18 protein-coding genes and 2 pseudogenes are annotated in these 22,360 nt (G+C 45.1%); 17 read left to right on the top strand and 3 right to left on the bottom strand.

Translation table 11 applies throughout. The annotated features are described in order from the left end of the window. Positions 1–218: 218 nt before the first annotated feature. The 7 genes from M9196_RS18875 to M9196_RS18845 all read left to right on the top strand — a co-directional run bounded on the left by M9196_RS18875 (position 219) and on the right by M9196_RS18845 (position 6,088). On the top strand, positions 219–1,052 hold the full coding sequence (locus M9196_RS18875) for a substrate-binding domain-containing protein (RefSeq protein WP_250619060.1): 834 nt from the start codon (positions 219–221) through the stop codon (positions 1,050–1,052). Then, entirely contained in the window at positions 1,052–1,753 is a 702-nt protein-coding gene (locus M9196_RS18870) for an ABC transporter permease (protein ID WP_250619059.1), read from the top strand. Before M9196_RS18875 ends, M9196_RS18870 begins: the two co-directional genes overlap by 1 nt. Positions 1,754–2,007: 254 nt before the next feature. Next, positions 2,008–2,775 (top strand): energy-coupling factor ABC transporter ATP-binding protein, encoded by a 768-nt coding sequence (locus M9196_RS18865; protein WP_250619058.1) that lies wholly within the window; start codon positions 2,008–2,010, stop codon positions 2,773–2,775. Further along, positions 2,753–3,337: a molybdenum cofactor guanylyltransferase MobA gene (gene mobA / locus M9196_RS18860; protein WP_250619057.1), complete on the top strand. Its 585-nt coding sequence runs from the start codon at positions 2,753–2,755 to the stop codon at positions 3,335–3,337. The genes M9196_RS18865 and mobA overlap by 23 nt, the downstream gene beginning before the upstream one ends. Before the next feature lie 161 nt (positions 3,338–3,498). Then, on the top strand, positions 3,499–5,283 hold the full coding sequence (locus M9196_RS18855; RefSeq protein WP_250619115.1) for a bifunctional molybdopterin-guanine dinucleotide biosynthesis adaptor protein MobB/molybdopterin molybdotransferase MoeA: 1,785 nt from the start codon (positions 3,499–3,501) through the stop codon (positions 5,281–5,283). Positions 5,284–5,310: 27 nt separating this feature from the next. Beyond that, complete coding sequence (locus M9196_RS18850) at positions 5,311–5,577, top strand: DUF2960 domain-containing protein (protein ID WP_250619056.1); 267 nt, start codon at positions 5,311–5,313, stop codon at positions 5,575–5,577. 262 nt (positions 5,578–5,839) lie between these two features. Further along, positions 5,840–6,088, top strand: a complete 249-nt coding sequence (locus M9196_RS18845) for a hypothetical protein (RefSeq protein WP_250619055.1) — start codon at positions 5,840–5,842, stop codon at positions 6,086–6,088. A gap of 52 nt (positions 6,089–6,140) precedes the next feature. Here M9196_RS18845 and M9196_RS18840 read toward each other — a convergent pair whose 3' ends face one another. Next, positions 6,141–6,776: a LysE family translocator gene (locus tag M9196_RS18840; RefSeq protein ID WP_250619054.1), complete on the bottom strand. Its 636-nt coding sequence runs from the start codon at positions 6,774–6,776 to the stop codon at positions 6,141–6,143. Between the two features lie 197 nt (positions 6,777–6,973). Here M9196_RS18840 and M9196_RS18835 point away from each other — a divergent pair, with 197 nt between their 5' ends. After that, on the top strand, positions 6,974–8,455 hold the full coding sequence (locus tag M9196_RS18835; RefSeq protein ID WP_250619053.1) for a carboxypeptidase M32: 1,482 nt from the start codon (positions 6,974–6,976) through the stop codon (positions 8,453–8,455). Positions 8,456–8,550: 95 nt separating this feature from the next. On the opposite strand, the pseudogene M9196_RS18830 reads toward M9196_RS18835, so the two are convergent. After that, positions 8,551–8,830 (bottom strand): annotated as a pseudogene (locus M9196_RS18830) (DDE-type integrase/transposase/recombinase); the annotation flags it as partial. Positions 8,831–9,372: 542 nt separating this feature from the next. On the opposite strand from M9196_RS18830, the gene aspT reads away from it, so the two are divergent. From aspT to M9196_RS18800, 6 genes and pseudogenes are all read left to right on the top strand, one after another. Next, positions 9,373–11,088, top strand: a complete 1,716-nt coding sequence (gene aspT / locus M9196_RS18825; protein WP_250619052.1) for an aspartate-alanine antiporter — start codon at positions 9,373–9,375, stop codon at positions 11,086–11,088. Between the two features lie 119 nt (positions 11,089–11,207). Further along, on the top strand, positions 11,208–12,794 hold the full coding sequence (locus M9196_RS18820; protein WP_250619051.1) for a bifunctional aspartate transaminase/aspartate 4-decarboxylase: 1,587 nt from the start codon (positions 11,208–11,210) through the stop codon (positions 12,792–12,794). 90 nt (positions 12,795–12,884) lie between these two features. After that, complete coding sequence (pdxY, locus tag M9196_RS18815) at positions 12,885–13,742, top strand: pyridoxal kinase PdxY (RefSeq protein WP_250619050.1); 858 nt, start codon at positions 12,885–12,887, stop codon at positions 13,740–13,742. A gap of 9 nt (positions 13,743–13,751) precedes the next feature. Next, on the top strand, positions 13,752–14,150 hold the full coding sequence (locus M9196_RS18810) for a glycine zipper family protein (RefSeq protein ID WP_250619049.1): 399 nt from the start codon (positions 13,752–13,754) through the stop codon (positions 14,148–14,150). A gap of 442 nt (positions 14,151–14,592) precedes the next feature. Continuing rightward, positions 14,593–14,894: pseudogene (locus M9196_RS18805) on the top strand (DDE-type integrase/transposase/recombinase); the annotation flags it as partial. Positions 14,895–15,276: 382 nt separating this feature from the next. After that, a complete protein-coding gene (locus M9196_RS18800; RefSeq protein ID WP_250619048.1) occupies positions 15,277–16,836 on the top strand; it encodes a ParB-like protein in 1,560 nt (519 codons plus the stop codon). A 140-nt stretch (positions 16,837–16,976) separates the two neighbouring features. Here M9196_RS18800 and M9196_RS18795 read toward each other — a convergent pair whose 3' ends face one another. Continuing rightward, positions 16,977–17,915, bottom strand: a complete 939-nt coding sequence (locus M9196_RS18795; RefSeq protein ID WP_250619047.1) for a LysR family transcriptional regulator — start codon at positions 17,913–17,915, stop codon at positions 16,977–16,979. Positions 17,916–18,008: 93 nt separating this feature from the next. Between M9196_RS18795 and M9196_RS18790 the strand changes: the two genes are divergently transcribed. Genes M9196_RS18790 through M9196_RS18780 form a run of 3 tightly spaced genes read left to right on the top strand, consistent with a single transcriptional unit; the run spans position 18,009 to position 22,055 of the window. Further along, positions 18,009–19,334, top strand: coding sequence for a cytosine permease (locus tag M9196_RS18790; RefSeq protein WP_250619046.1), 1,326 nt, complete (start codon positions 18,009–18,011; stop codon positions 19,332–19,334). A 5-nt stretch (positions 19,335–19,339) separates the two neighbouring features. Next, the gene (locus tag M9196_RS18785; RefSeq protein WP_250619045.1) at positions 19,340–20,464 is read left to right on the top strand and encodes a DUF917 domain-containing protein; all 1,125 of its coding nucleotides are present in this window, start codon (positions 19,340–19,342) and stop codon (positions 20,462–20,464) included. Between the two features lie 4 nt (positions 20,465–20,468). Continuing rightward, positions 20,469–22,055, top strand: a complete 1,587-nt coding sequence (locus tag M9196_RS18780) for a hydantoinase/oxoprolinase family protein (RefSeq protein WP_250619044.1) — start codon at positions 20,469–20,471, stop codon at positions 22,053–22,055. Positions 22,056–22,360: the final 305 nt, after the last annotated feature.

Here is a 22,360-nt window from a genome sequence, read left to right as displayed (position 1 = left end):
AGACAGAGTGTACCAATATGAATCAAAATATCCTTACTAACATTGCGACATTTTGTCCCAGCTCAAACTAATTGTAGTTTAACTCAGGAAAAATTTAGCAAAATGTCGCACTTTGCCACTTTTTTCCTATAAAAATTATGGCATTGTCTTTGCTTAGTATGCTGTGTCACCCCGAGCATTACGCTCTCCTATAAAAATAGACAAAAATGGATAACATTATGAAGCTCCCTCATTTGATGGTTTCAGCCCTTTCCGTGGCAGCACTTTCTGTATCGGCTTATGCAGAAACTCTTCAAAGCGAACTCCCTCACGTCAGACTCGCGACCACCACAAGTACTTATCATTCTGGTTTGTTAGACTACCTATTACCTGAATTTACAAAAGAAACAGGATACCAAGTCGACATTATTGCTGCTGGTACCGGAAAATCACTTCGAATGGGTGAAAACGGGGATGTTGACTTAGTGATGACTCACGCCCCTAAAGCTGAGGCTGCCTTTGTCAAAGCCGGTTATGGTATCGAACCCCATAAAGTGATGTACAACGATTTTGTCATCGTCGGTCCTGAAAAAGATCCAGCTAACGTCCACGACCAAAAGAGTATCGATCAAGTGTTCGATAGCATTGCCAAAACGAATGCGATTTTTATCTCACGAGGCGACGACTCAGGCACGCATAAGAAAGAACTGCTAATTTGGCAACAAACAAAAATTGAACCAAACTTTGCAGGTTACCGCTCGGTTGGACAAGGCATGGGGCCAACGCTCAATATGGCATCAGAAATGCAGGGCTACACCATGACTGACCGCGGTACTTGGCTCGCCTACCAAGCAAAGCTCGATTTAGCCGTACTTTTTGAAGGCGACAAACAGCTATTCAACCCTTACCAAGTTATTTTGGTCAACCCTGCTCGCTTCCCGACGCTCAACACGGCAGGCGCGAAGGCGTTAAGTCAGTGGTTAGTTTCAGACAAAGGCCAGACAATGATCAACAGCTATCGCAAAATGGGTGAACAGTTGTTTGTTGCTAATGCAGAGAAATCCAATAATTAATGAGTATTACTGAAACAACCATGGAGGCCTTTGGCCTCCTATTTAGCCTAGATCGAGAGCTGTGGAAAATTGTCGCAGTGTCTTTTAGTGTCTCTATTTCTGCAGTCTCGTTGGTGGTTTTGCCTGCGATCCTATTTTCTTACTTGCTCGCTTACAGTAACTTTCCGGGCAAATGGATGCTGCTCTCTCTCGTTAATACGCTGCAAGCTATCCCGACCGTAGTTATCGGCTTATTGCTTTATATGCTGCTTTCTCGTTCAGGGCCATTAGGTGACTGGCAAATGCTGTTTACCCAAAAAGCGATGATTATTGGACAAATGCTAATTTGCTTTCCAGTACTGGTGTCTATGATGCATGGCGCTTTGCAAAGTACCGACCGAAGAGCAATGGAGACCTCAATCACGTTGGGGGTGTCTAGAACTCGAACCTTGATGACACTCATTTGGGAGTCTCGCTTTCCTTTGCTTGCAGCCGTGGTCGCGGGATTTTCTCGTATCGTCACAGAAGTCGGATGTTCGATGATGGTGGGTGGCAATATTATGGGGCTCACGAGAAACATCCCTACTGCTATCGCAATGGAAAGTCATAAAGGGGCGTTTGCTCAAGGGGTCGCGCTAGGGATAGTCCTATTGCTTCTCGCGTTAGTTTTAAACTTCATGCTTTCATCAATGAGAGGCAAAGGCGTGCTGCGGACCCATTAGCAATATGACGATTACTATTACAAGTAAGGCTTGAGTGACCAGTCATGCTTCGACCGCTAACAACTCTTAGCGGTTTAGTGAGTGACATATTCGCTAAGTCATACTATCGCTAAGAGACATTATCGCTAAAAAACAATATCGCTAAGCAACACTATATCGCAAAACACCTGGACATTCAGGGCTCGAAGGTGGCTACGAATTATCATTCAACCACTATACTTATTCAACGGCTCTGCTTTAGGATTACAAGAATAATGACAATACAATTAAAAGCTAGGCAGATTTCCATGCGATTCAACACTCGCGTGCTTTTCCATATCCCTGATTTGACGATTGGTCCCAACGACGCCATTTATCTAAAAGGCGCAAACGGCGTGGGTAAAACAACCCTACTTAAGATTTTAGCTGGGCTATTGAAGCCTAGTAGTGGTGTCATAACCCCTAAGCACGGTGGTTTTTTAAATCGTTTGTGGTCTGGTGCAGGTCGAAAAGATGTCATCTATTTGCACCAGTCTGCCTACCTATTTGATGGAACAGTCTATCAAAACGTTGTTTATGGCTTAAAACACCGACGACAAAATGCCCACGACAAACGTGCAGACGTCATTGCGGCATTGCGACTTGTCGGGTTAGAAACGCTTGCTGACGAACATGTTTCTGTTTTGTCAGGAGGTGAAAAACAGCGTGTTGCAATGGCAAGAGCTTGGGTGCTCAAGCCTTCTATTTTGCTCATGGATGAACCTAGTGCCTCGCTTGACCAAGAATCGATAGAACGACTGGTGACGATGGCACAGGATCTCTTGGACTTAGGTTCAAGCATTGTCGTGACGAGCCATCAAGCCAATAAACTCACCACTCTATGTCGAAAACAGTGGTGGATAAAAGACTGTACCTTGATAGAATCGCCATTACTGCAAGTAATTGATAAAAGCGACATCAATCAAAGCACGATTAATCAAAGCACCACCAAACAAGCGAATACCAATCAAGAGAGTACTTATGCTGCAACCAGCGCAGACTAGTTGGGTTATCCTCGCCGGAGGACAAGCCTCACGCATGGGCGGAAATGACAAAGGGCTCATTGAGTTCAATGGTAAACCGTTGATTGAGCACGTATTACATCAACTGTCGTCTCAGACCAATAACATTACCATTAATGCTAACCGAAACCATGATCGCTACACGCAGTATGCTCCTGTGATTAGCGACACCTTCCCCGACTATCCTGGCCCTTTAGGCGGCATTCACGCAGGTCTTCTCGCAGCAAATAGTGACTGGGTTGGCTTTGTACCTTGCGATAGCCCATTTATCGACGCCTCACTTGTCACTCGATTTTGTGACAGCGTAACAGATAATAGCGATATCCTTGTGGCGCACGACGGGGAATTTCATCAGCCAGTATTTACCATGTTTCATCGACGTGTTCTTCCCAAATTGGAAGCGTTTTTAGAACGAGGCGATCGAAAAATCATTCTTCTTTATAAAGATTGTCACACTAACTATGTCGATTTTTCTGACTCGCCAGACTGCTTTGTCAACCTTAATACACCAGAAGAACTGGCTCGTTTAGCCGTAAATCGTTAACTCGTTTAGCCATAAATCGTTAAATAGTAACCTTCTGAATTTTTACAAAAATTGAATGCACCTAAGTCGAATTATATGTAAACACCTTGCCCCAAAATGGCAAACGTGTCCTTAACTACACTCGCTTAGGCAAACCATCGACATTAGAGTTTGTTATGACCATAAAAACTATCAACAACATTCCACTTCTCGGTTTTGCTGCATACAGCGGCACAGGTAAAACAACATTGTTAGAAGCCTTGCTACCAAAGTTGACGGCTACGGGGCTTAGAATTGGGGTTCTAAAACACGCGCACCACAATTTTGATGTCGATAAACCCGGTAAAGATAGCTATCGCTTACGTAAAGCAGGCGCAAGCCAAATGTTAATCTCCTCACGCTTCCGTCATGCACTAATGACAGAAACGCCAGAAGCGGAAGCTGACTTCGAGCATTTATTGACTCGCTTTGACCATGAAAAACTTGACGTGATTTTAGTGGAAGGGTGTAAGAATATCGCATTCCCCAAAATAGAGCTCAATCGAAAAGAACTGGGTAAACCTTGGCTCTACCCTAGTGATGATAATATTATTGCCATCGCCAGTGACAGCGCGCTTGATGTGTCATTACCGATGATGGACATCAATGACTTGGACGCAATCACACAATTTATAATCGACTATGTCGCGCCGAACGAGAAAACGGGAGCGGTGGCCAGTTGCTGCGATACACTGTCACCAGCCCTACTGTCGGTTAAACAAGGACAAGAGAAGATCCTTGCAGCCGTGTCATCATCAGCAATCACTGAAAATGTCGAGCTTATCTCAGCGTATGGACGAGTACTCGCGCAAGACATTATTTCCCCAATCAACGTACCCGCTTACACCAACTCTGCGATGGATGGGTTTGCATTACGTTCTGAAGATATCCCGAGCCAAGACAACGACCAACCGCAATTTGAAGTCGTCGCGAGTATCATGGCTGGTCACGCGTTCGACGGCACATTACAACAAGGTCAGGCGGCTCAAATTATGACGGGTGCGCCGATGCCAAAAGGCGCCGATACCGTCGTCATGCGTGAGCAAGCAGCACACGCTAACAGCAACGTTTCTTTTGGCAATGCCGTTATTACACCAGGTCAAAATGTCAGGCAGGCCGGTGAAGATCTTGCCATCGGTCAGCCGGTATTTGAAAAAGGCACTCTAATTGAGGCGCCAGAGCTCGGTATGATTGGCTCGTTAGGGTTTGGTCAAGTTGAAGTGAAGCGTAAACTTAACGTCGCCGTCTTTTCTACCGGCGATGAAGTACAAGCTCCGGGGAGTCCTTTAAGAGCGAACTCTATTTATGACTCTAACCGCTTTACTATAATGGCCATGTTACAAAAACTTGGCTGTGACATTGTCGACCTTGGCATTCTTGAAGACGACGAATCGGTCATGGAAGCGGCGATATTAAATGCCAGTAAGTCAGCCGATCTCGTGGTAACGTCTGGAGGAGTCTCAGTCGGCGACGCCGATTTCATTAAAGACGTTCTGGAAAAAAGCGGTAACGTGGATTTTTGGCGTATCAACATGCGACCGGGTCGCCCCCTAGCCTTCGGCCATATTAACAACACACCTTTTTTCGGCTTACCGGGTAACCCTGTAGCCGTAATGGTCTCGTTCATTAATTTTGTCGAACCCGCTATCAAAAAAATGCAGGGTGTCGATCAGTTCTTGCCTTTCAAGGCTAGCGCCGTTGCTGAAATGCCGCTTCGTTCACGCCAAGGGCGTACCGAGTTTAGTCGAGGTGTCTATACAATGGACGAAGAAACGGGTCAGTTAACCGTGCGTACGACCGGCAAACAAGGCTCAGGGATCTTACGTTCAATGAGTGAGGCAAATTGTCTCATTGAAATTTCTCCGAATATCGATACAGTAAAAGCCGGTGAAAGCGTGACAATCGTCCCACTTCAAGGCAGAATCTAGCGTAAAATTTTCAGCAGGTAGCAAATTATGGCTCGTACCATTCTTTACACATATAAAGACGAAGACAAAACATTAACGTTTTCTTATCAACAGCATCGCAATATCCATGAAGCGGTGGCGGAAGCTGAAGGTATCGATCTGACTGAGTTCCTAAAGATGGAACAACAAATCGAAGCGATCTCTGATACCAAATCAGTGCGTAACTACAGAGATAATCACTTTCGTAAACTTGGTTTTACTAAATTGACCCTCGCTCAAAAAGAAAACCATGGTGTAGGTAAAAAACCTCAATAACCATGCGATGCATGTTATCTAACTTAATTGTGGCGACAGTCATGATGCGCCGCGATTAAGTTAGAACGTCCTCCACATCTTCAAATGATGAACATGCACTATGACCCTTAATTTAGCGGTGCAACGCCTCCCCACTTTAAACTCAATGACGTAAAGCCAAGAGAAAAAAGCTTAACGCCATGGAACTTTTGGCATCAAATGGCAACTAACTACCCTATAGATGATTACTATATCGTTAATCGAGTTATTCAGTTAGGGTCACATGTTTAAGTTACTACCATTAACCTTCATCTTCGCTCTACTTACTGGTTGTGCTGCGCCCGATCAACTGGCTAGCGAACGTGCGTTATACCAACACAATCTAGAAGCGAGAAACTACTGTAAAGCAATCAATGAAGACAATTTATCTTATCAGTGCTTTGACGAGTATATGCTTAATTCCCCCTCGGTCACTCAACGTAAATTATTGACTATTAAACAGTCACTTCAGCAAGCCAAGCAACAATCTTAATACAGGTTTAGCCAACGAGTTGCTCACCGTACACGTTACAACCGAGTATTTGTTAAATTTGCGGATCTTCTAGAAGTAATTTAACCCCTAAAGCAATGAGAACAACCCCTGTCGTTCCTTCCATCCAGCGCATAAATCGATCGCTTTTAAGCAGCGATTTCGCAGAGTTGAGCATCCCCGACAAGCTACATTGCCATAGCATCGCAATCACAAAATGAATCGATGCCATTGCCATGGATTGTGCGAATGGTGAGTATTCTGGGTTAATAAACTGTGGCAAAAATGCCAGATAAAAGACCGCCGTTTTCGGGTTTAATACATTGGATAAAAACCCTTCTCTGAGAGACTTTGACCGCCCAGCTGCTTGCGGTGCCAGATCGGCAACATCAACACCTTTTGCTGCTCTTAGCGCGCGTAGACTTGATAGACCGAGCCAAATTAGGTATGCCGCACCAATGCCCTTTACGAACGAGAACAATTCTGCAGATTGCGTCAATATGACAGAGATACCCAATGCAGAAAACGTCGCGTGAACAAACAGTCCAAGGCAGATTCCGAGACTTGTGACAGCCCCATCTTGAAACCCGCCTCTTGAGGTATTTCTGATCACCAACGCCGTATCAAGTCCAGGGGTCATAGTGAGGATAACAATCGCGACGAGAAAAGCTTCTACATTTAGAAAATACATAACATCCACTGTTTCGTGTTCATCAAGGTGAAACAGGATTTTGACTCAAGCAACGAAAAATAGCCACTGGCGATTAAAGTTGAACATCAAAGAGAGACTATTTTGTTGTAAAGACAAGCTGCCCCTTCGCTTAATCTTTTCGTAACCTATTGTAGATGTTAACGTAGTAACATCGTTCGCTTGGAAGGTTAAGTAAAATGGAAAACTACAATAAACTCGTTGAACATTACAAAACAATCGCCAATTTTGGTCACCTCTCTGCTATTTGTGGATGGGATGCAGCCGCAATGATGCCTTCTGGTGGCAACCAGGCTCGTTCAGAAGCCATGGCGCAATTATCCTTACACATCCACCAACTTTCTACCGCTCCTCATCTTTCTGAACTCATGAGTATAGCCCAAGACGAGAACCTCTCTTCCAATGAACATGCCAGCTTGAGAGAAATGAAAAGGCAATGGCAGCTCAGCACGGTCGTACCTGAAGATTTGGTCAAAGCAAAATCCTTAGCCGGTTCAAAGTGTGAACACGCTTGGCGAACACAACGTGGAAACAATGATTGGTCTGGCTTTTGTAAGAACTTCGAAGAAGTCGTTAACCTTTCTCAACAGGAAGCACAAATCCGAGGTGAAGTATCGGGGCTAACGCCCTACGATGCGATGTTGGATATCTACGAACCTGGTGTCAATTCCGCGCAGCTCGACACTATTTTTGGCGACCTAACGTCATGGCTACCCGAGCTCACCCAACAAGTTCAAGAAAAGCAAAAACAAGAATTCGTTAAAACAAGCGATGAGTGTTACTCAACCTCGGCACAAAATGCGCTAGGTCTAGAAGTGATGGCATTGCTTAACTTCGATTTTAACCATGGTCGACTTGATATAAGCTCTCATCCGTTTTGCGGTGGAGTACCTGAAGACGTTCGTATTACCACTCGTTATGATGAGCAGGATTTCGTTCAATCTCTCATGGGGATCGTCCATGAAACAGGCCATGCCCGTTACGAACAAGGCTTACCCCAACAATGGGCTGGCTCGCCAGTTGGACAAGCACGCTCCATGGGTATTCACGAATCTCAGTCGTTATTTTTTGAAATGCAGCTAGGTCGTAGTGACGCTTTTATTGCTAATCTTGCACCGCTCGCCAGCCAACATTTTCAAGACAATGACCCATCCGTTTTTGAAGCCAATAACTTGAAAAAAATCTACACTCGTGTTCAGCCCGGCTATATTCGTGTCGATGCGGACGAGCTGACCTACCCTGCGCACGTAATCCTACGTTACGAAATTGAACGTGATTTGATGAATGGTAAAATCAGCTACAAAGACATTCCCGAACTTTGGGATAATAAAATGCAGCAATACCTTGGTTTATCAACCAAAGATAACTATAAAGATGGCTGCATGCAGGACATTCATTGGACCGATGGCGCATTTGGTTACTTCCCATCCTATACATTAGGGGCTATGTATGCTGCTCAATTCATGGCTGCAATGAAGAAGAGTGTCGACGTAGAGAGTGCCATTCGAAGTGGCGAGCTATCGCCTATTTTCACTTGGCTATCAGATAACGTTTGGTGCAAAGGGAGTTTACTAACCACTGATGAACTAGTTAAGCAAGCAACAGGTGAAACGTTAAATGCTCAGCATTTCCAAAGCCATTTGAGAAGCCGTTACCTTTAATGACATAAATCGATGAGGCTGAACCATTTATTGATTCAGCCTTTTTTTGGGCTTGTTGCACAGAGTACTGAGTTCAGCCATTGCGTTTTTCATTCCTAGTTGAAAACTGCCTCAACATTGAGAGGCGGTTCATGAAGGCGGATCTCTCCCGCACAAGGGATTTACGTTCATCACGGCGTAACCAGAAATCAAACTGCCCTTTGTTCAACATCCGTAATAATTCGAATTCCTGAATGGTTGACCAGGCTCGCTTTCGTATTTTAAAACCGCCAGTACCTACAACGAGTTTCTTGATGGGGCGTGGTCGGATTCAACGCCATGATTGAGATACTTTACTTGCCGTGACTCGACGTCCACTCGAAGTCGCCTCTCCTTCTACAAGCGGCTAATCGAGCTCATGGGGGTGAGCCATATCAGCGAAGGCACTATAAAATGATTTCAGGGGACAAAGTGCTTCTATTTGAATTCGGGATTGGTCATAGAATCGTTGGATTAGATGGGAAACAAGGAATACTGTGTCTTGACAATATTTTTGCAACAAGCTCATGCAGAGTTTGTTGCAAAAAATATAACCGAAATAATATTTCAACCCAATTCGATCACATACTAAGCGTCACTCCCTAAAGAAAAATAACACCAACTCAATCTTTCTGAGTAATCTTAAACTTACAAAAATCAAACTCGCCACCAAACAACAAAAAATATAATTATCAATAATTTAAATCAACTAAATCATTTCAAAACTAGCGTTACCCTTCTGGCGATGACTTCATCCTACAAACGTGATTTATTAAATTCTCACATCCAACTTATTATTACCACATCAAGACAACAACGGTGCTTGATTAGCAAAGATTGCAACTCAGCTTTCACGGAAGACTCTTATTTAATTACGTAAACTAAACCGGAGCTATATTATGGACTTTGTTCATACTTTAATTCAAAGCTCACCATTTATTGCATTATTCATTACCCTATCACTAGGTTATTTGGTGGGTAAAATAACAATTGGTCGCTTTGTTCTTGGTGGTGTCGCAGGCACACTATTAATGGGCGTACTCATTGGTCAATTTGGTGTTCATATCGACCCTGGTGTAAAGAGTATTTTCTTCGCACTATTCATTTATGCCGTAGGTTTCCAAGGCGGTCCGCAATTCTTTAGCGCACTGAACTTCAGAACCATCAACATTTTGATGTCGGCTGTTGTAATGACGGTCTCAGGCCTTCTATGTGTTCTGGCGGCAGCGTACTTCTTCGACTTGGATCGTGGTACAGCAGCAGGTCTTGCAGCGGGTGGTCTTACTCAGTCTGCCATTATCGGTACAGCGGGCGACGCTATCAGCAAACTGGCTGGTGTGACGGAAGAAGCTAAGCACATCATGCAGACCAACGTCGCTGTAGGTTACGCCGTAACATACATTTTTGGTTCACTAGGTCCAATCCTTATGGTGACTTGGATTATCCCAACCATGATGAAATGGGATATCCGTGGCGAAGCTATCAAGCTTTCTGAAAAAATGTCTGGCGGTAAACCAGAGCTAAGCCCTGGTGAGTTCAACGCGATTTCACAACTTGAATCTCGTGCATTCAAAGTGATTAACTCTTGTAGCGTTTATGGCAAAACCATCGCTCAAGTAAATGAAAAACTCGTAGACGTTGCTATTGAAGTTATCGAACGTGATGGACAAGAAATTGAGCTGGCGAAATTCACAGCTATCAATGAAGGTGACGTCATTGTTGTTACTGGTCGTCGTAAAGCAGTGAACAAATTCGCGAAACACCTAGGTCAAGAAGTTGTCGACCTAGACGAAAAATTCACTCTTATCGAAGAAAACCGTCAGCTTATTGCGACAGACAAAAAACTTATTGGCAAAACCCTTAAACAGGTTAAACAAGAGTCAAATACAGATGCACTTCGCGGTGTCTACGTCACAAACTACACCCGCGGAGGTAACTCTATTGAAGTCACTGAAAACCTTGTTGTTCAGAAAAACGACATCATTCAGTTGACAGGTAAACCAACAGACATCAACAAAGTTGAAAGCAACATCGGTAAACGCCTTGGCTCAAGCGTAGTAACAGACTACGTCATGTTCGGCCTTGGTATGGCAGTGGGTATCCTTATCGGCATGATCAGCTTCAAGATTGCAGGTATCCCGGTCACTATTGGCTCAGGTGCTGGCTGTTTGATCTCTGGTCTCATGTTCGGCTGGTTACGCAGCAAAAAACCAAGTGTGGCGTCATTCCCCGTTGGTGCGTCTAACTTCCTTCGTGACTTCGGTCTGGCTATCTTCGTCGGCATCGTTGGTCTAGAAGCCGGTCCACAAGCAGTAAGCACAATTCAAGAACACGGCTTGTCACTTCTATTCCTAGGGTTTGGTGTGACGTTGATTCCTCAATTTATCGGTTTCTTCGTGTCTTACTACGTACTGAAAATTCGCAACCCAATTGAAGGCTTAGCAGCCGTGAGTGGCGGTCGAAGCGCAAACCCAGCATTTGCTGCGCTACTAGAGAAGGCAGGCAACTCATCTCCAGTATTCGCCTTCACCGTAACTTATGCAGTAGCAAACGTACTGCTCACACTATGGGGACCAATCATCGTTGGCATTATTACTACCAACGTCCCTATGTAATGAACTTATAACACTGAAATAAGCGGGATAATTCCGTCCCGCCTTTTCAAACTAATTTCAGTAAAACGAAAGTTTTCGTTTGCTAACAAACTAAAATTTAAGATTAAAGGTAATTTATTATGTCTACTATCGACTTCTCACAATTTGAAAATCTAAGCCCATTTGAACTTAAAGATAAACTGATTGAAGTAGCGAAGACCACACCTGACCGCATGTTGATGGATGCTGGTCGTGGTAACCCTAACTTCCTTGCAACGCTTCCTCGTCACGCATTCCTTCGCCTGGGTGATTTCGCAATGCAAGAAGCTGAGCGTAACTACGCTTACCTAGATGCAGGGTTCGGCGGTATCCCTGATGGTAAAGGTATCGTTGAGCGTTTCGACACGTTCGTTGGTAACGCAGGTGATTCTGAAGGCGTTCGTTTCCTAGAAAAAGCACTAAGCTATGCAAAAGACCGTCTAGGCATCGAAAAACAAGAGTTTCTGAACGAACTAGTACTGGCATTCCTTGGCTGTAACTACCCTGTTCCTCCACGCATGCTAGTGAACATCGAAAAAGTGGTTAAGCAATACATCGCTGAAGAGATGTACGGACCAATGCCAACCACTACTAATTTTGACTTGTTCGCAACTGAAGGCGGCACTGCGTCAATGACCTATACCTTCCAAACCATGTTCCACAATGGTCTATTGAAGAAAGGTGACAAGGTTGCACTAACAACTCCGATCTTCACTCCGTACTTAGAAATCCCTGAGCTTTCTGAGTATGAACTGGAAATCGTTGAAATCCGTCTAGACGAGAAAACATGGCAACTTCCTCAATCTGAAATTGAAAAGCTAGCAGACGAGCAAATCAAATTGCTTTGTGTGGTAAATCCTGCAAACCCGGCGTCTGTGAAGTTCTCTGACGATACGCTAAACCGCCTAACTTCATTTGTCGAAGAGAAGCGTAAAGACCTGTTCATCATTACCGATGACGTATACGGCACATTCGCAGATAACTTTGTATCACTATTTGCAAAACTCCCATACAACACGCTTTGTGTCTACTCGTTCTCAAAATACTTCGGTGCAACAGGCTGGCGCCTAGGCACTATCGCAATTCAAGACAACAACGTCTTTGATGATGCGATGCGCGCCCTACCAGAAGCACAGCAGCTTGAACTGGATGACCGTTACAAAACACTGACTCCAACACCACGCGATATCAAATTCATCGACCGTATTGTTGCAGACAGCCGTGCAGTAGCACTTAACCACACTGCGGGTCTGTCGCTACCACAACAAGTTCAAATGGCGATGTTCTCTCTGAACTGCCTAATGGACCAAGAAGACAAATACAAAGACGCATGTAAACGCATCATTCGCGAGCGCTTCAACACACTTTACGAAAACATGGGTATCACAGTGGAAGAAGACAAAGATCGTGTAGATTACTACACCCTTCTAGAGCTGGATGCGCTTGGCGGCAAGCTATACGGGGACGAGTTTGTTGAGTGGTTCAAAGCAAGTAACAAGGGCAAAGACTTCTTGTTCCGCCTTGCTCACGAAACAGGTGTCATCTTGCTTCCTGGTAAAGGCTTCGACGTGGTTCACGCCTCTGTACGTGTGTCACTTGCGAACCTTACTCACCACGAATATGAGCTAATCGGTCGCGAAACTCGACGAGTACTGGATGAGTATTTCGCTGAGTTTATGGCTCAATAGTACAGATAAAGCCTCGCACAGCGGGGCTTTATTTTCCCCTCGGTTCCAACCGCATTCAATTACACTTTTCGTCAAAAGAAGAAGTACGTTATGAAAGGTATTATCTCTATTCAATCGCACGTCGTTTATGGACGTGCAGGAAACAGCTCAGCTGTTTTTCCACTACAAAGACTTGGTTTTGAAGTTTGGCCAATTCACACCGTTCAATTCTCTAATCATACACAATATAAACAAGGCTGGACTGGCCAAACGTTTCATCCAAGCATCATAGGTGAACTCACACTTGGACTTAATAAAATTGGAGCATTGAAGGACTGCGACGCAATTATCTCGGGTTACTTTGGAAGTGCTGCTCAATCGCACGAAGTCCTAAAGCTCGTTAATAAAGTGAAAAAAGAAAACCCAAATGCCCTTTATGTTTGCGACCCTGTCATGGGTGACTCAGCGAAAGGCTGTATCCTAGACCCGGAGATTACTGACGAGCTCATAACGCATTTGATGCCAGCAGCGGATGTTATTGTCCCTAACCAGTTTGAGCTTACCCAATTTACTGGTATTGAAATTACGTCATTGGAAGAAGCCGTCAGAGCATGTCAAAAAGCACTTACCATGGGCCCTAAGGTCGTGCTTGTTAAACATCTGCATGGCATATCGAACAATATATTTACCACTATGCTCGCGACAGGGGGACATTGTTATATGGTCCAGCGCCCATTCTTGGATTTTAATCGCGAACCCGTTGGCGTGGGAGACCTTATCTCGGCACTATTTACGGCAGGTCTTCTTAGCGAATTACCGCCGGTTAAGGCATTTGAGCATGCGAACAATGCGTGTTACGGAGTGCTACGTGAGACTCATCGCCGCAATGAATGGGAGCTACAAACTGTGGCTGCTCAACAAAGTCTTGTGGATCCAAAAGATCGCTTCTATGCGACTAAGCTATCGTAAGGAGTAACCATGAAAAAAATGCTTATCTTAACGCTAGTCGCTTGCTTAAGCGCGACCGCATCAGCGAATATCATTATCGATACACAGAACGTTAATCAGGAGCAGTATCATGCCGATATGTACGAATGTCAGCAATACAGCCAGCAAGTTCAGCACGGTCAATCAGACTCATTAGGCTCTGATATGTTGGGTTCAACGGCAAAAGGGGCTGCTTTGGGGGCCGCTGGAGGCGCCATCACGGGAGGGAGTGGAACCCATGGTGCAAAAGTGGGTGCTGGCATTGGCTTGATTGGTGGTGCGTTAAAACACGGAGCACAAAAGAAACACCAAGCCACTGAATATCAGGTGCAGCAGGACCAGGTGGTTAGACATTGCATGCAAGGGCGTGGTTACTATGTTTTAAATTGACGGTTTTAAATTGACGGTTTTAAACTAATCAATTCAATATAATCATCTTAAAGTCACTGTAGTGGGCTGACCATCGAAAAATGTGCACTTTAAACAGAATGCATTGTTAGTACGGCATCCTACAAATGCGATTCGTTCATACTCGATTTCAAAGGTAGGATACACAGGTCAAGGCTTAATGCTCCTTGTTACTGTCATTGAACTCGAATGGACTAACATGGCGTATGGGCCGACCCTGCTTTGGGAAAGGATTCCCCATTTTTTTACCCTAGCCGCTCTAAGTGATTCAAATGGGCTTGTTTCAACAAATATCGTCAAGACTCAGTATTCCTTCTTTCCCATCTAATCCAACGATTCTATGACCAATCCCGAATTCAAATAGAAGCACTTTGTCCCCTGAAATCATTCTATAGTGCCTTCGCTGATATGGCTCACCCCCATGAGCTCGATTAGCCGCTTGGAGAAGGAGGGGCGACTTCGAGTGGACGTCGAGTCACGGCAAGTAAAGTATCTCAATAATGGCGTTGAATCCGACCACGCCCCCATCAAGAAACTCGTTGTAGGTACTGGCGGTTTTAAAATACGAAAGCGAGCCTGGTCAACCATTCAGGAATTCGAATTATTACGGATGTTGAACAAAGGGCAGTTTGATTTCTGGTTACGCCGTGATGAACGTAAATCCCTTGTGCGGGAGAGATCCGCCTTCATGAACCGCCTCTCAATGTTGAGGCAGTTTTCAACTAGGAATGAAAAACGCAATGGCTGAACTCAGTACTCTGTGCAACAAGCCCAAAATAAGGCTGAATCAATAAATGATTCAGCCTTATTTTTCACATCTTCAAAACAAACTTCGCTTGATTTAACGGCTCTACCACTTCGAACTTAACAATCTCTGAGTATCTTTGTACCTGCTAGCGTCGAATTATCGACAAAACGGGTTTATAGGTCTTACTAAATGGGCACTTAACGGATTATCTGAGATATAGCAAAGCCCCAAATCAGTAGGCCGAAATCACTAACCCACCACGGAACGACTGCAACATCTTCTTTATCAAAGTGAAATATTAATGTCATGATTGCATATTAATTTAATGCATGAATTTTTATTCCATATATAGAAGGACTTATGAATAAGACTGGGATTTTTGCCACGATTGGCGCTCTGGCTATCTTCGCTTTACCGACTCACGCAAGCAATGTCGCTGAAGGCAATGTTTCCGAAGGCAATGTTATTCACCTCGGGCTCCATGAATTAAAACCGACTCAACCGTCTGTGGGCTATGACCAAATTATGTACAAGTTGGGTCGTTACCAATTTGACCAAGAAAAGATGTTCGATGAAATCTGTGAAGCCAACGGTCAAAAAGGTGTAGCGAGCATCAACGAGCAAGCACACCCGAATATTCCTTCAACTTTCACCTGTGAAATGGAAACAGGTGCACGTAAACAAGACATGAAGACAGTGGTTATCGCACCCAGTGGTGAATACTACCTGACTGACGGTCACCATACGTTCAATGTGTTCTACCGCATGCCGCAAGGTGGCGCATCGTTTAATGTGAACGTGGTGGTTGATAAAGATTACCGCAACCTCAAAAACATGGATGCGTTCTGGAACCAAATGGCAAAAGACGGCAATACATGGCTGTTTGATAACAACGGCGAAGCGATTAGCTATCAACAACTTCCTACCTCTCTTGGGCTAACCAACTTCGCTAACGACCAATACCGCTCATTGATGTACTTTTCTCGTGATGTGGGCTGGAACAAGCCAAATCAGCCAGTCCCGTTCTTAGAGTTCTACTGGTCTAAAGAAGTACGTAAAGCGATTGATGCAGCAGACTTTGATCTAAATTCTACCGACGGTTACGCAAAGGCAGTCAATGCGGTCAGCAACCATATCTTATCTATGGATACCAACAACGTTGGTGGTTCAAAGCTTTCGGTTAAGCAAATGGGTCAATTTAGCGCATACAACCAAAAAGGCTTCGATAAACTGTTCAAAGAGCGCGGTAAGGTTGACTACATGCTGCGTTACAAAACAACATCTACCGCCAATGGTTTAAGCTATGACTTAGCAGCGGCGTCAGCGCCTGCACTAAAACAGTTAGACCAATTTACCCTTGAAGCAAACTCGAGCTTTAATGATTACCCAGCAGCTTCTGCTGACGGCATCGTTAATGCAATTGTAGAGATCCCAACGGGTACTTCCGCTAAGTGGGAACTAAGTAAAGACAATGACAAGCAAGTTGTCTGGGAACACAAAAAAGGCGCACCACGCGTGGTCAACTACCTTGGCTACCCAGGTAACTACGGCTCTATCCCACGTACTGCACTGCCAAAAGAGTTTGGTGGTGATGGCGACCCGTTAGATGTGATTGTTCTTGGTCAGTCTGTTCCACGTGGTGAAGTTGTTCCTGTACGTCTGATCGGTGTGATGAAAATGTTAGATGATGGCGAGCAAGACGACAAACTCGTTGGCGTTCTCACTAACGATTCACCATTTAAAGATGTGACTTCACTAAACGACCTAAACACTGCCTATCCAGGTGTTCAAGACATCGTTGGTCTGTGGTTTGAAAACTACAAAGGCCCAGACGGTGGCATGGAACTGCAAGGCTGGGGCGACGACGTGGAAGCCAACAAGATCCTTGATGCAGCAAGAAAACACTACGCTGTGAATTAAACTTCGGTAAGGTTATTGGAATTTGATTTAAGCCCTCGTTGCGTTGCAATGAGGGCTTTTATCTTGGAGCTTTTGAAATGTTGCGACATATATTAAAAGCTACATGTATTAGATTTATGAAGCTTTCGGACAAAACTTTCTTAGATTAAATCCGATGTTTCCGGTTGATATAGCTCATCAAAAAACGCACGCGCGGCCGGAGAAAGGGAGTCTACAGGTTGCTTCAACACCACATAAAACTGGCTTTTAAGGCTCCACTTTTCGGGCTGAAGCGGAATCAAAGCTTGGTCATAATGGCCACGGTCAATTAAGTGAGACGGTAAAAAACTCAGGTGTGTGCCCGCCAAGGTTAAAATCACACCCGACTCGACATGCCAGCCATCAAAAGGCTTTACGGAATCGTACTGCTCAATATTCAGTAATCGGAACATCTCATCTTTGGCATAGCCGCCCATGTTGATACGACAGCCATCCAATGAGAAATCCTTGTCCATGATCTTCTCAGCCAGATCCTTGCGCGCATACAGATAACTGTGCTCTTCAAACAGTGGGTATTTATGTTGAAACGCTGATTTTTGATGTGACCCTAGAACCACTATCATCATATCAATCTGGTTCTTTGCTAGCTTCTCATTCAACTGAGTGAAATCGCCAACATCAACACTCACCTCTACACTGTTACTGCGTTGGTAAAACGTCTCGATCGCTTTAGGAAGTGGGTTATAGGGCAAAGTGACGGTGTTATCCAAGCATCCAATTCGCACATGCCCAGAGAGTTCTGTCTGTACACCTCGTAACTTATAAGCGAAGTCAGTTAAGGTCGATTTTAGTTGGTTCGCATATTTATACACTTGCTCACCTTCGTGAGTCAGCTTAAAACCACGTCGTCCACGTTGGCATAATGTTAATTCTAAGCTTTTTTCCAAGGCAATAAGCTGATTACTGAGCACAGGTTGGCTAATCCCAGTGCTGGCGACCGCCTGATTGATGCCTCCTTGCTCAACAATTTCACAAAAAAGCTCTAATCTCCGCAGATCTCTTTTATCTAACTTATTGTTTGAATTCACTTTGCCACTCACATTTGTTTTTTGTTATGTTTACATCTGATTATATTCATTTATTAACAATAAATACATAAGTATGCTTTATTCACACTTATGGAATAACAATGCATGGATGGCACTATGGCGGCAGAAGCTTACGTGAATAAACCCGAAGCAACACACAGCCACAAAAAGATAGATGACTTTGAATTGGAACCCGTTCCCGAGAAGGCCAAACGATCTTGGTGGGTTATCAGCCTTATTTGGTTGGCTATCGGCATCGATATTTCGGGATTGTTTCTCGGCTCGATCCTAAGCAGCGGTATTGGTTTTGAAGACGCATTGCTTGCCACGTTTATTGGTTCAGGCTTATTGGCGATCATCGCGATGCTGTGTGCCAACATTGGCTTTCAAGCTGGTGTGTCTACCCCGCTGGTGAGCAGTGCGGTGTTTGGCCGTAACGGCGGTAAGATTCTTGGCTTCATTAACGGCATCTCATTAGTTGGCTGGTTCGCATTCCAGGCTGATTTCTTCGCTTTCATCATGGTCGATGCTCTGGCGAAATACGACATCATAATTTCCCACCTCACCGCTCTTATTGGCGGCAGTGTGTTAATGATGATGACGGCGATCTATGGCGTTCGTGCTTTAGGCAAACTCAGTACCTATTCAGTGCCTTTGATGGTGACGCTGATTACCATCGGTTTGTTTATGGCCGCTGATTATCAAGGGGGCGCAGCGCCTTCCATTGACGATCCTTTAACGCTTGGCCAAGCCATCTCTTTTGTTATGTCTATCTGGATTCTAGCTGCGGTTGCTGCGCCTGATATTGCTCGCTACGCCAAAACGCGTCGTGATGCAATTCTAGGAGCAGGTATCGGATTTCTGGTTGGCAACAGTGCCATCATTCTTATCGCGTTGATCCTGACCAAAATGACCGGTACCGACGACCTAGTAGAAGTCTTCTTTAGCCTAGGTTTAGGCATGGCGGCCATTATCGTACTGGTGTTCGCACAATGGACCACCAACAGTAGCAACCTGACCTCTGGCGGCTTATGCATGTCGATGGTTCTACCTAAGATTCCGCGCCCTGTTCTGGTTGTGATCATGACCATCGTCGGTATTGGTATTGCTCAGCTCGGCATGGTGAACAAATTTACTGATTTCTTAATGCTCCTCAGCGTAACCATTGCGCCGGCCGCGGGTGTCTACATCGTTCAATATTATGTTTTAGATTCAACAAAAATGAGCTTTGAGAACATCCAACAAGTTCCAGCTTGGATGTTTAAAGGCTTAGCTTCTTGGGCATTTGGTACTGCATTCAGCGCTTGTACCGCGCCAGAGTTTTTCAACCTGTTTTCGTTCACCAGCATCTCGGCGTTAGACGGCATTCTTGCCGCTGGTGTGATTTACCTCGCCCTAATGAAGCTTTCTCCTTCAAGTGATAAGGAATAGTAGTTGTGATTATTACTGAACAAATGATTGATGATATCGCGCTTGGTGCGACGGTATTAGGTACTGGCGGCGGCGGTGACCCATACAGCGGTGCCTTGATGGCGAAAGTAGCCATTGCAACGGCAAATTACCCTGTACGCATGATTCCTTTAGAAGACGTGCAAGACGATTGGATGACAGTGCCCTCTTCAATGATTGGCGCACCAACCGTCGCAGTAGAGAAACTCAATTCGAAAGATCAAATGTTGATTGCTTTCGAAGCGATGGAAAAAGCGCTCGGCACTGAAGTAGCGGCAACGTTTCCTATCGAAGTAGGCGGCTTCAATTCATTGATTCCAATTCTCGTTGCAGCGCAAAAGAATATTCCTGTGATCGATTGTGATGCGATGGGACGTGCGTTTCCAGAAGCTCAGATGGTGACCTTCTTTCTTGATGGTCTCCCTTCTGCACCGAACACATTGGCCGACGAGCGTGGCAATGTCGTCACGCTTTATCCGATTGACGGTATTTGGTCTGAAAGGTTTGCGAGGCCAATTACCGAGCAGATGGGCGGCTCTGCAGCAATGTGCGATTACCCAATGAACGGTCAGAACCTAAAACGCAGTGCACTGCCTGCAACACTGACCCAAGCAATGAAGATTGGTGAAGCGATTAGACTGGCGAACGACAACAATCAAAGTGGCACACAGGCCGTATTAGACATTGTTGGCGGCCATACCATCATCAGTGGCAAAATTGTTGATATACAGCGTGAAACCGATGGTGGCTTTGCAACAGGCGGTGTCGTGATTGAAAAGCTGGCTCAGTTTGAAGATACCGGCGTCGATAACGTGTTTGTGCAGTTCCAAAACGAATTGCTTCTCGCGCACAAAGGCACAAGCCGCGCAGACATGAACCAAGATAACCTGCTGGCATCAACACCGGATCTTATTTCGATCTTGGATCATGAAACCGGCAAGCCAATCACAACCGAACAACTTCGTTACGGGCAGCGCATCGACCTTATCGCCTACCCTTGCGACCCTAAATGGCGCACTGACAAAGGCATCGAAGTCGCCGGCCCGGGTTACTTTGGCTACACAGTCGAGTATCAAACCATTGAACAACTGAAGTCTGCATTGAAGAGGTAATCGCATGACAAACATTACGCTTGATTACTGCCGCCTTGGCATTGACGTAGGTGGCACCAATACCGACGGTGTGCTGCTCGACGCAGACCTAAATGTGATTGCCAAAGTAAAAACCGCAACCACACATGACATTTCAACCGGCATTGATAACGCGATAGCTGCGCTATTAAGCCAAGCAAACATTGATGGTCAGCAAGTGAAACATGCGATGCTTGGCACGACTCAATGCACCAACGCAATCGTTGAACGAAAAGGCTTAGACAGAGTCGGGATGATTCGCTTAGCGCTTCCAAGTGGCGATAGTGTTCCGCCACTCTGTGGTTGGAGCAAAGCTTGGCAAACACTGCTTGGGGAGCACTTCTACCAAGCACACGGCGGCTATGAATATGACGGCCAGTTAATTGCCGACATCCAAGAATCTGAGATCCGCAAGCTTTGCCAGAAAATGAAAGGCCAAGTGGATTCCATTGCTATCTGCGGAGTGTTCTCTCCCGTCAATGGCGACCAGGAGCTTCAAGCAGCAGAGTGGATTCAGAAAGAACTTCCAGGCGTGAACCTATCGTTATCCCATAAAGTGGGCAGCTTAGGGCTTTTAGAGCGTGAAAACGCGACTATCCTCAATGCGGCTCTGCAAGGTACAGCAAAACGATTCGTTGACGGCTTTTGTAATGCACTCATCAATCATGACATCCACACCACGCCTTATTTCGGTCAGAACGACGGCACACTGATGTCGCAGCAATTCGCATTGATGTATCCGATTCTTACCGTGGCTTGTGGGCCAACAAACTCGATTCGTGGAGCGAGTCACTTAACTAAGTTAAAAGACGCGATTGTGGTCGATGTAGGCGGAACTACGTCTGATATTGGTGTGCTGACTCACGGTTACCCAAGAGAATCGAGCCTCGCGGTAGAAATCGGCGAAGTGAGAACCAACTTCCGTATGCCTGATATTTTGGCGTTAGCCATTGGTGGTGGTACCAAGGTTCGCTTTGAACAACAGCGTATAGAGCTAGGCCCTGAAAGTGTTGGTCACACTCTAACGCAAACGGCGCGTAGCTTTGGCGGTGATGAACTTACGCTTACCGATATCGCACTCAAAACAGGTCAAATGCAGTGGCAGGCAGAACATCAACTGAGTGATGAGATTGGTATTTCAGGCGAACAAGCAAGCAAGGTTTACCAACAAATGGTAACGGATGTTGAAGAAGGCATCGATAAGATGAAGACCTCTGCAGCGAGTGTACCCGTAATCATGGTTGGTGGCGGCAGTGCCCTATTCCCAGATCATTTTGAAGGTGTAAGCCAAGTGGTTCGCCCTGAACACTTTGAAGTAGCGAATGCGATTGGTGTTGCGCTGGGTGAAATATCAGGCCAGTTCGATAAGATCGTACCGATTGACCCAGCATCACGTGAAGAAACCTTAAAGGGCTTGGAAGCGCAATCAAAGCAACTGGCGATTGAAGCTGGCGCATGCAGCGATAATGTCGCGATCATTGAACGCAGCGAGATTCCATTAAGCTACCTACAAGGCAATATGGTTCACGTTAAGATCAAAGCTGCTGGACATATCAAGATGGCCACGTTCTAACCTCTAACTTTATTCATTGTTCATAGTGTTTATGCACTTGGCCTATTTTGAGCAAGGTAAAAATTATTTCACTGTCGCCATTTGCTATTATTCGAGCAAAAAAGGGCCGCTAAAAAGCGACCCTTATTCTACAAATTTGGTTGAAATGACCATAAATTGATATATTTGTGAATCAGCGAAGTTAACCAAGAACTAACGGTAAGAAAGTAACTTTCAGTATTTTGGCGGAAACACTTCGTCACTCCTCATTTGCGGAACTTCATCCTTTGGTCTAAATACCAACGGCACTAGCAAGGTTTTGGACA

This window comes from Vibrio methylphosphonaticus, from assembly GCF_023634655.1.
GTDB lineage: Bacteria > Pseudomonadota > Gammaproteobacteria > Enterobacterales > Vibrionaceae > Vibrio > Vibrio methylphosphonaticus.
The sequence above is the reverse complement of the archived record's forward strand: the minus strand, read 5'-3'. Positions and strand labels throughout refer to the sequence as shown.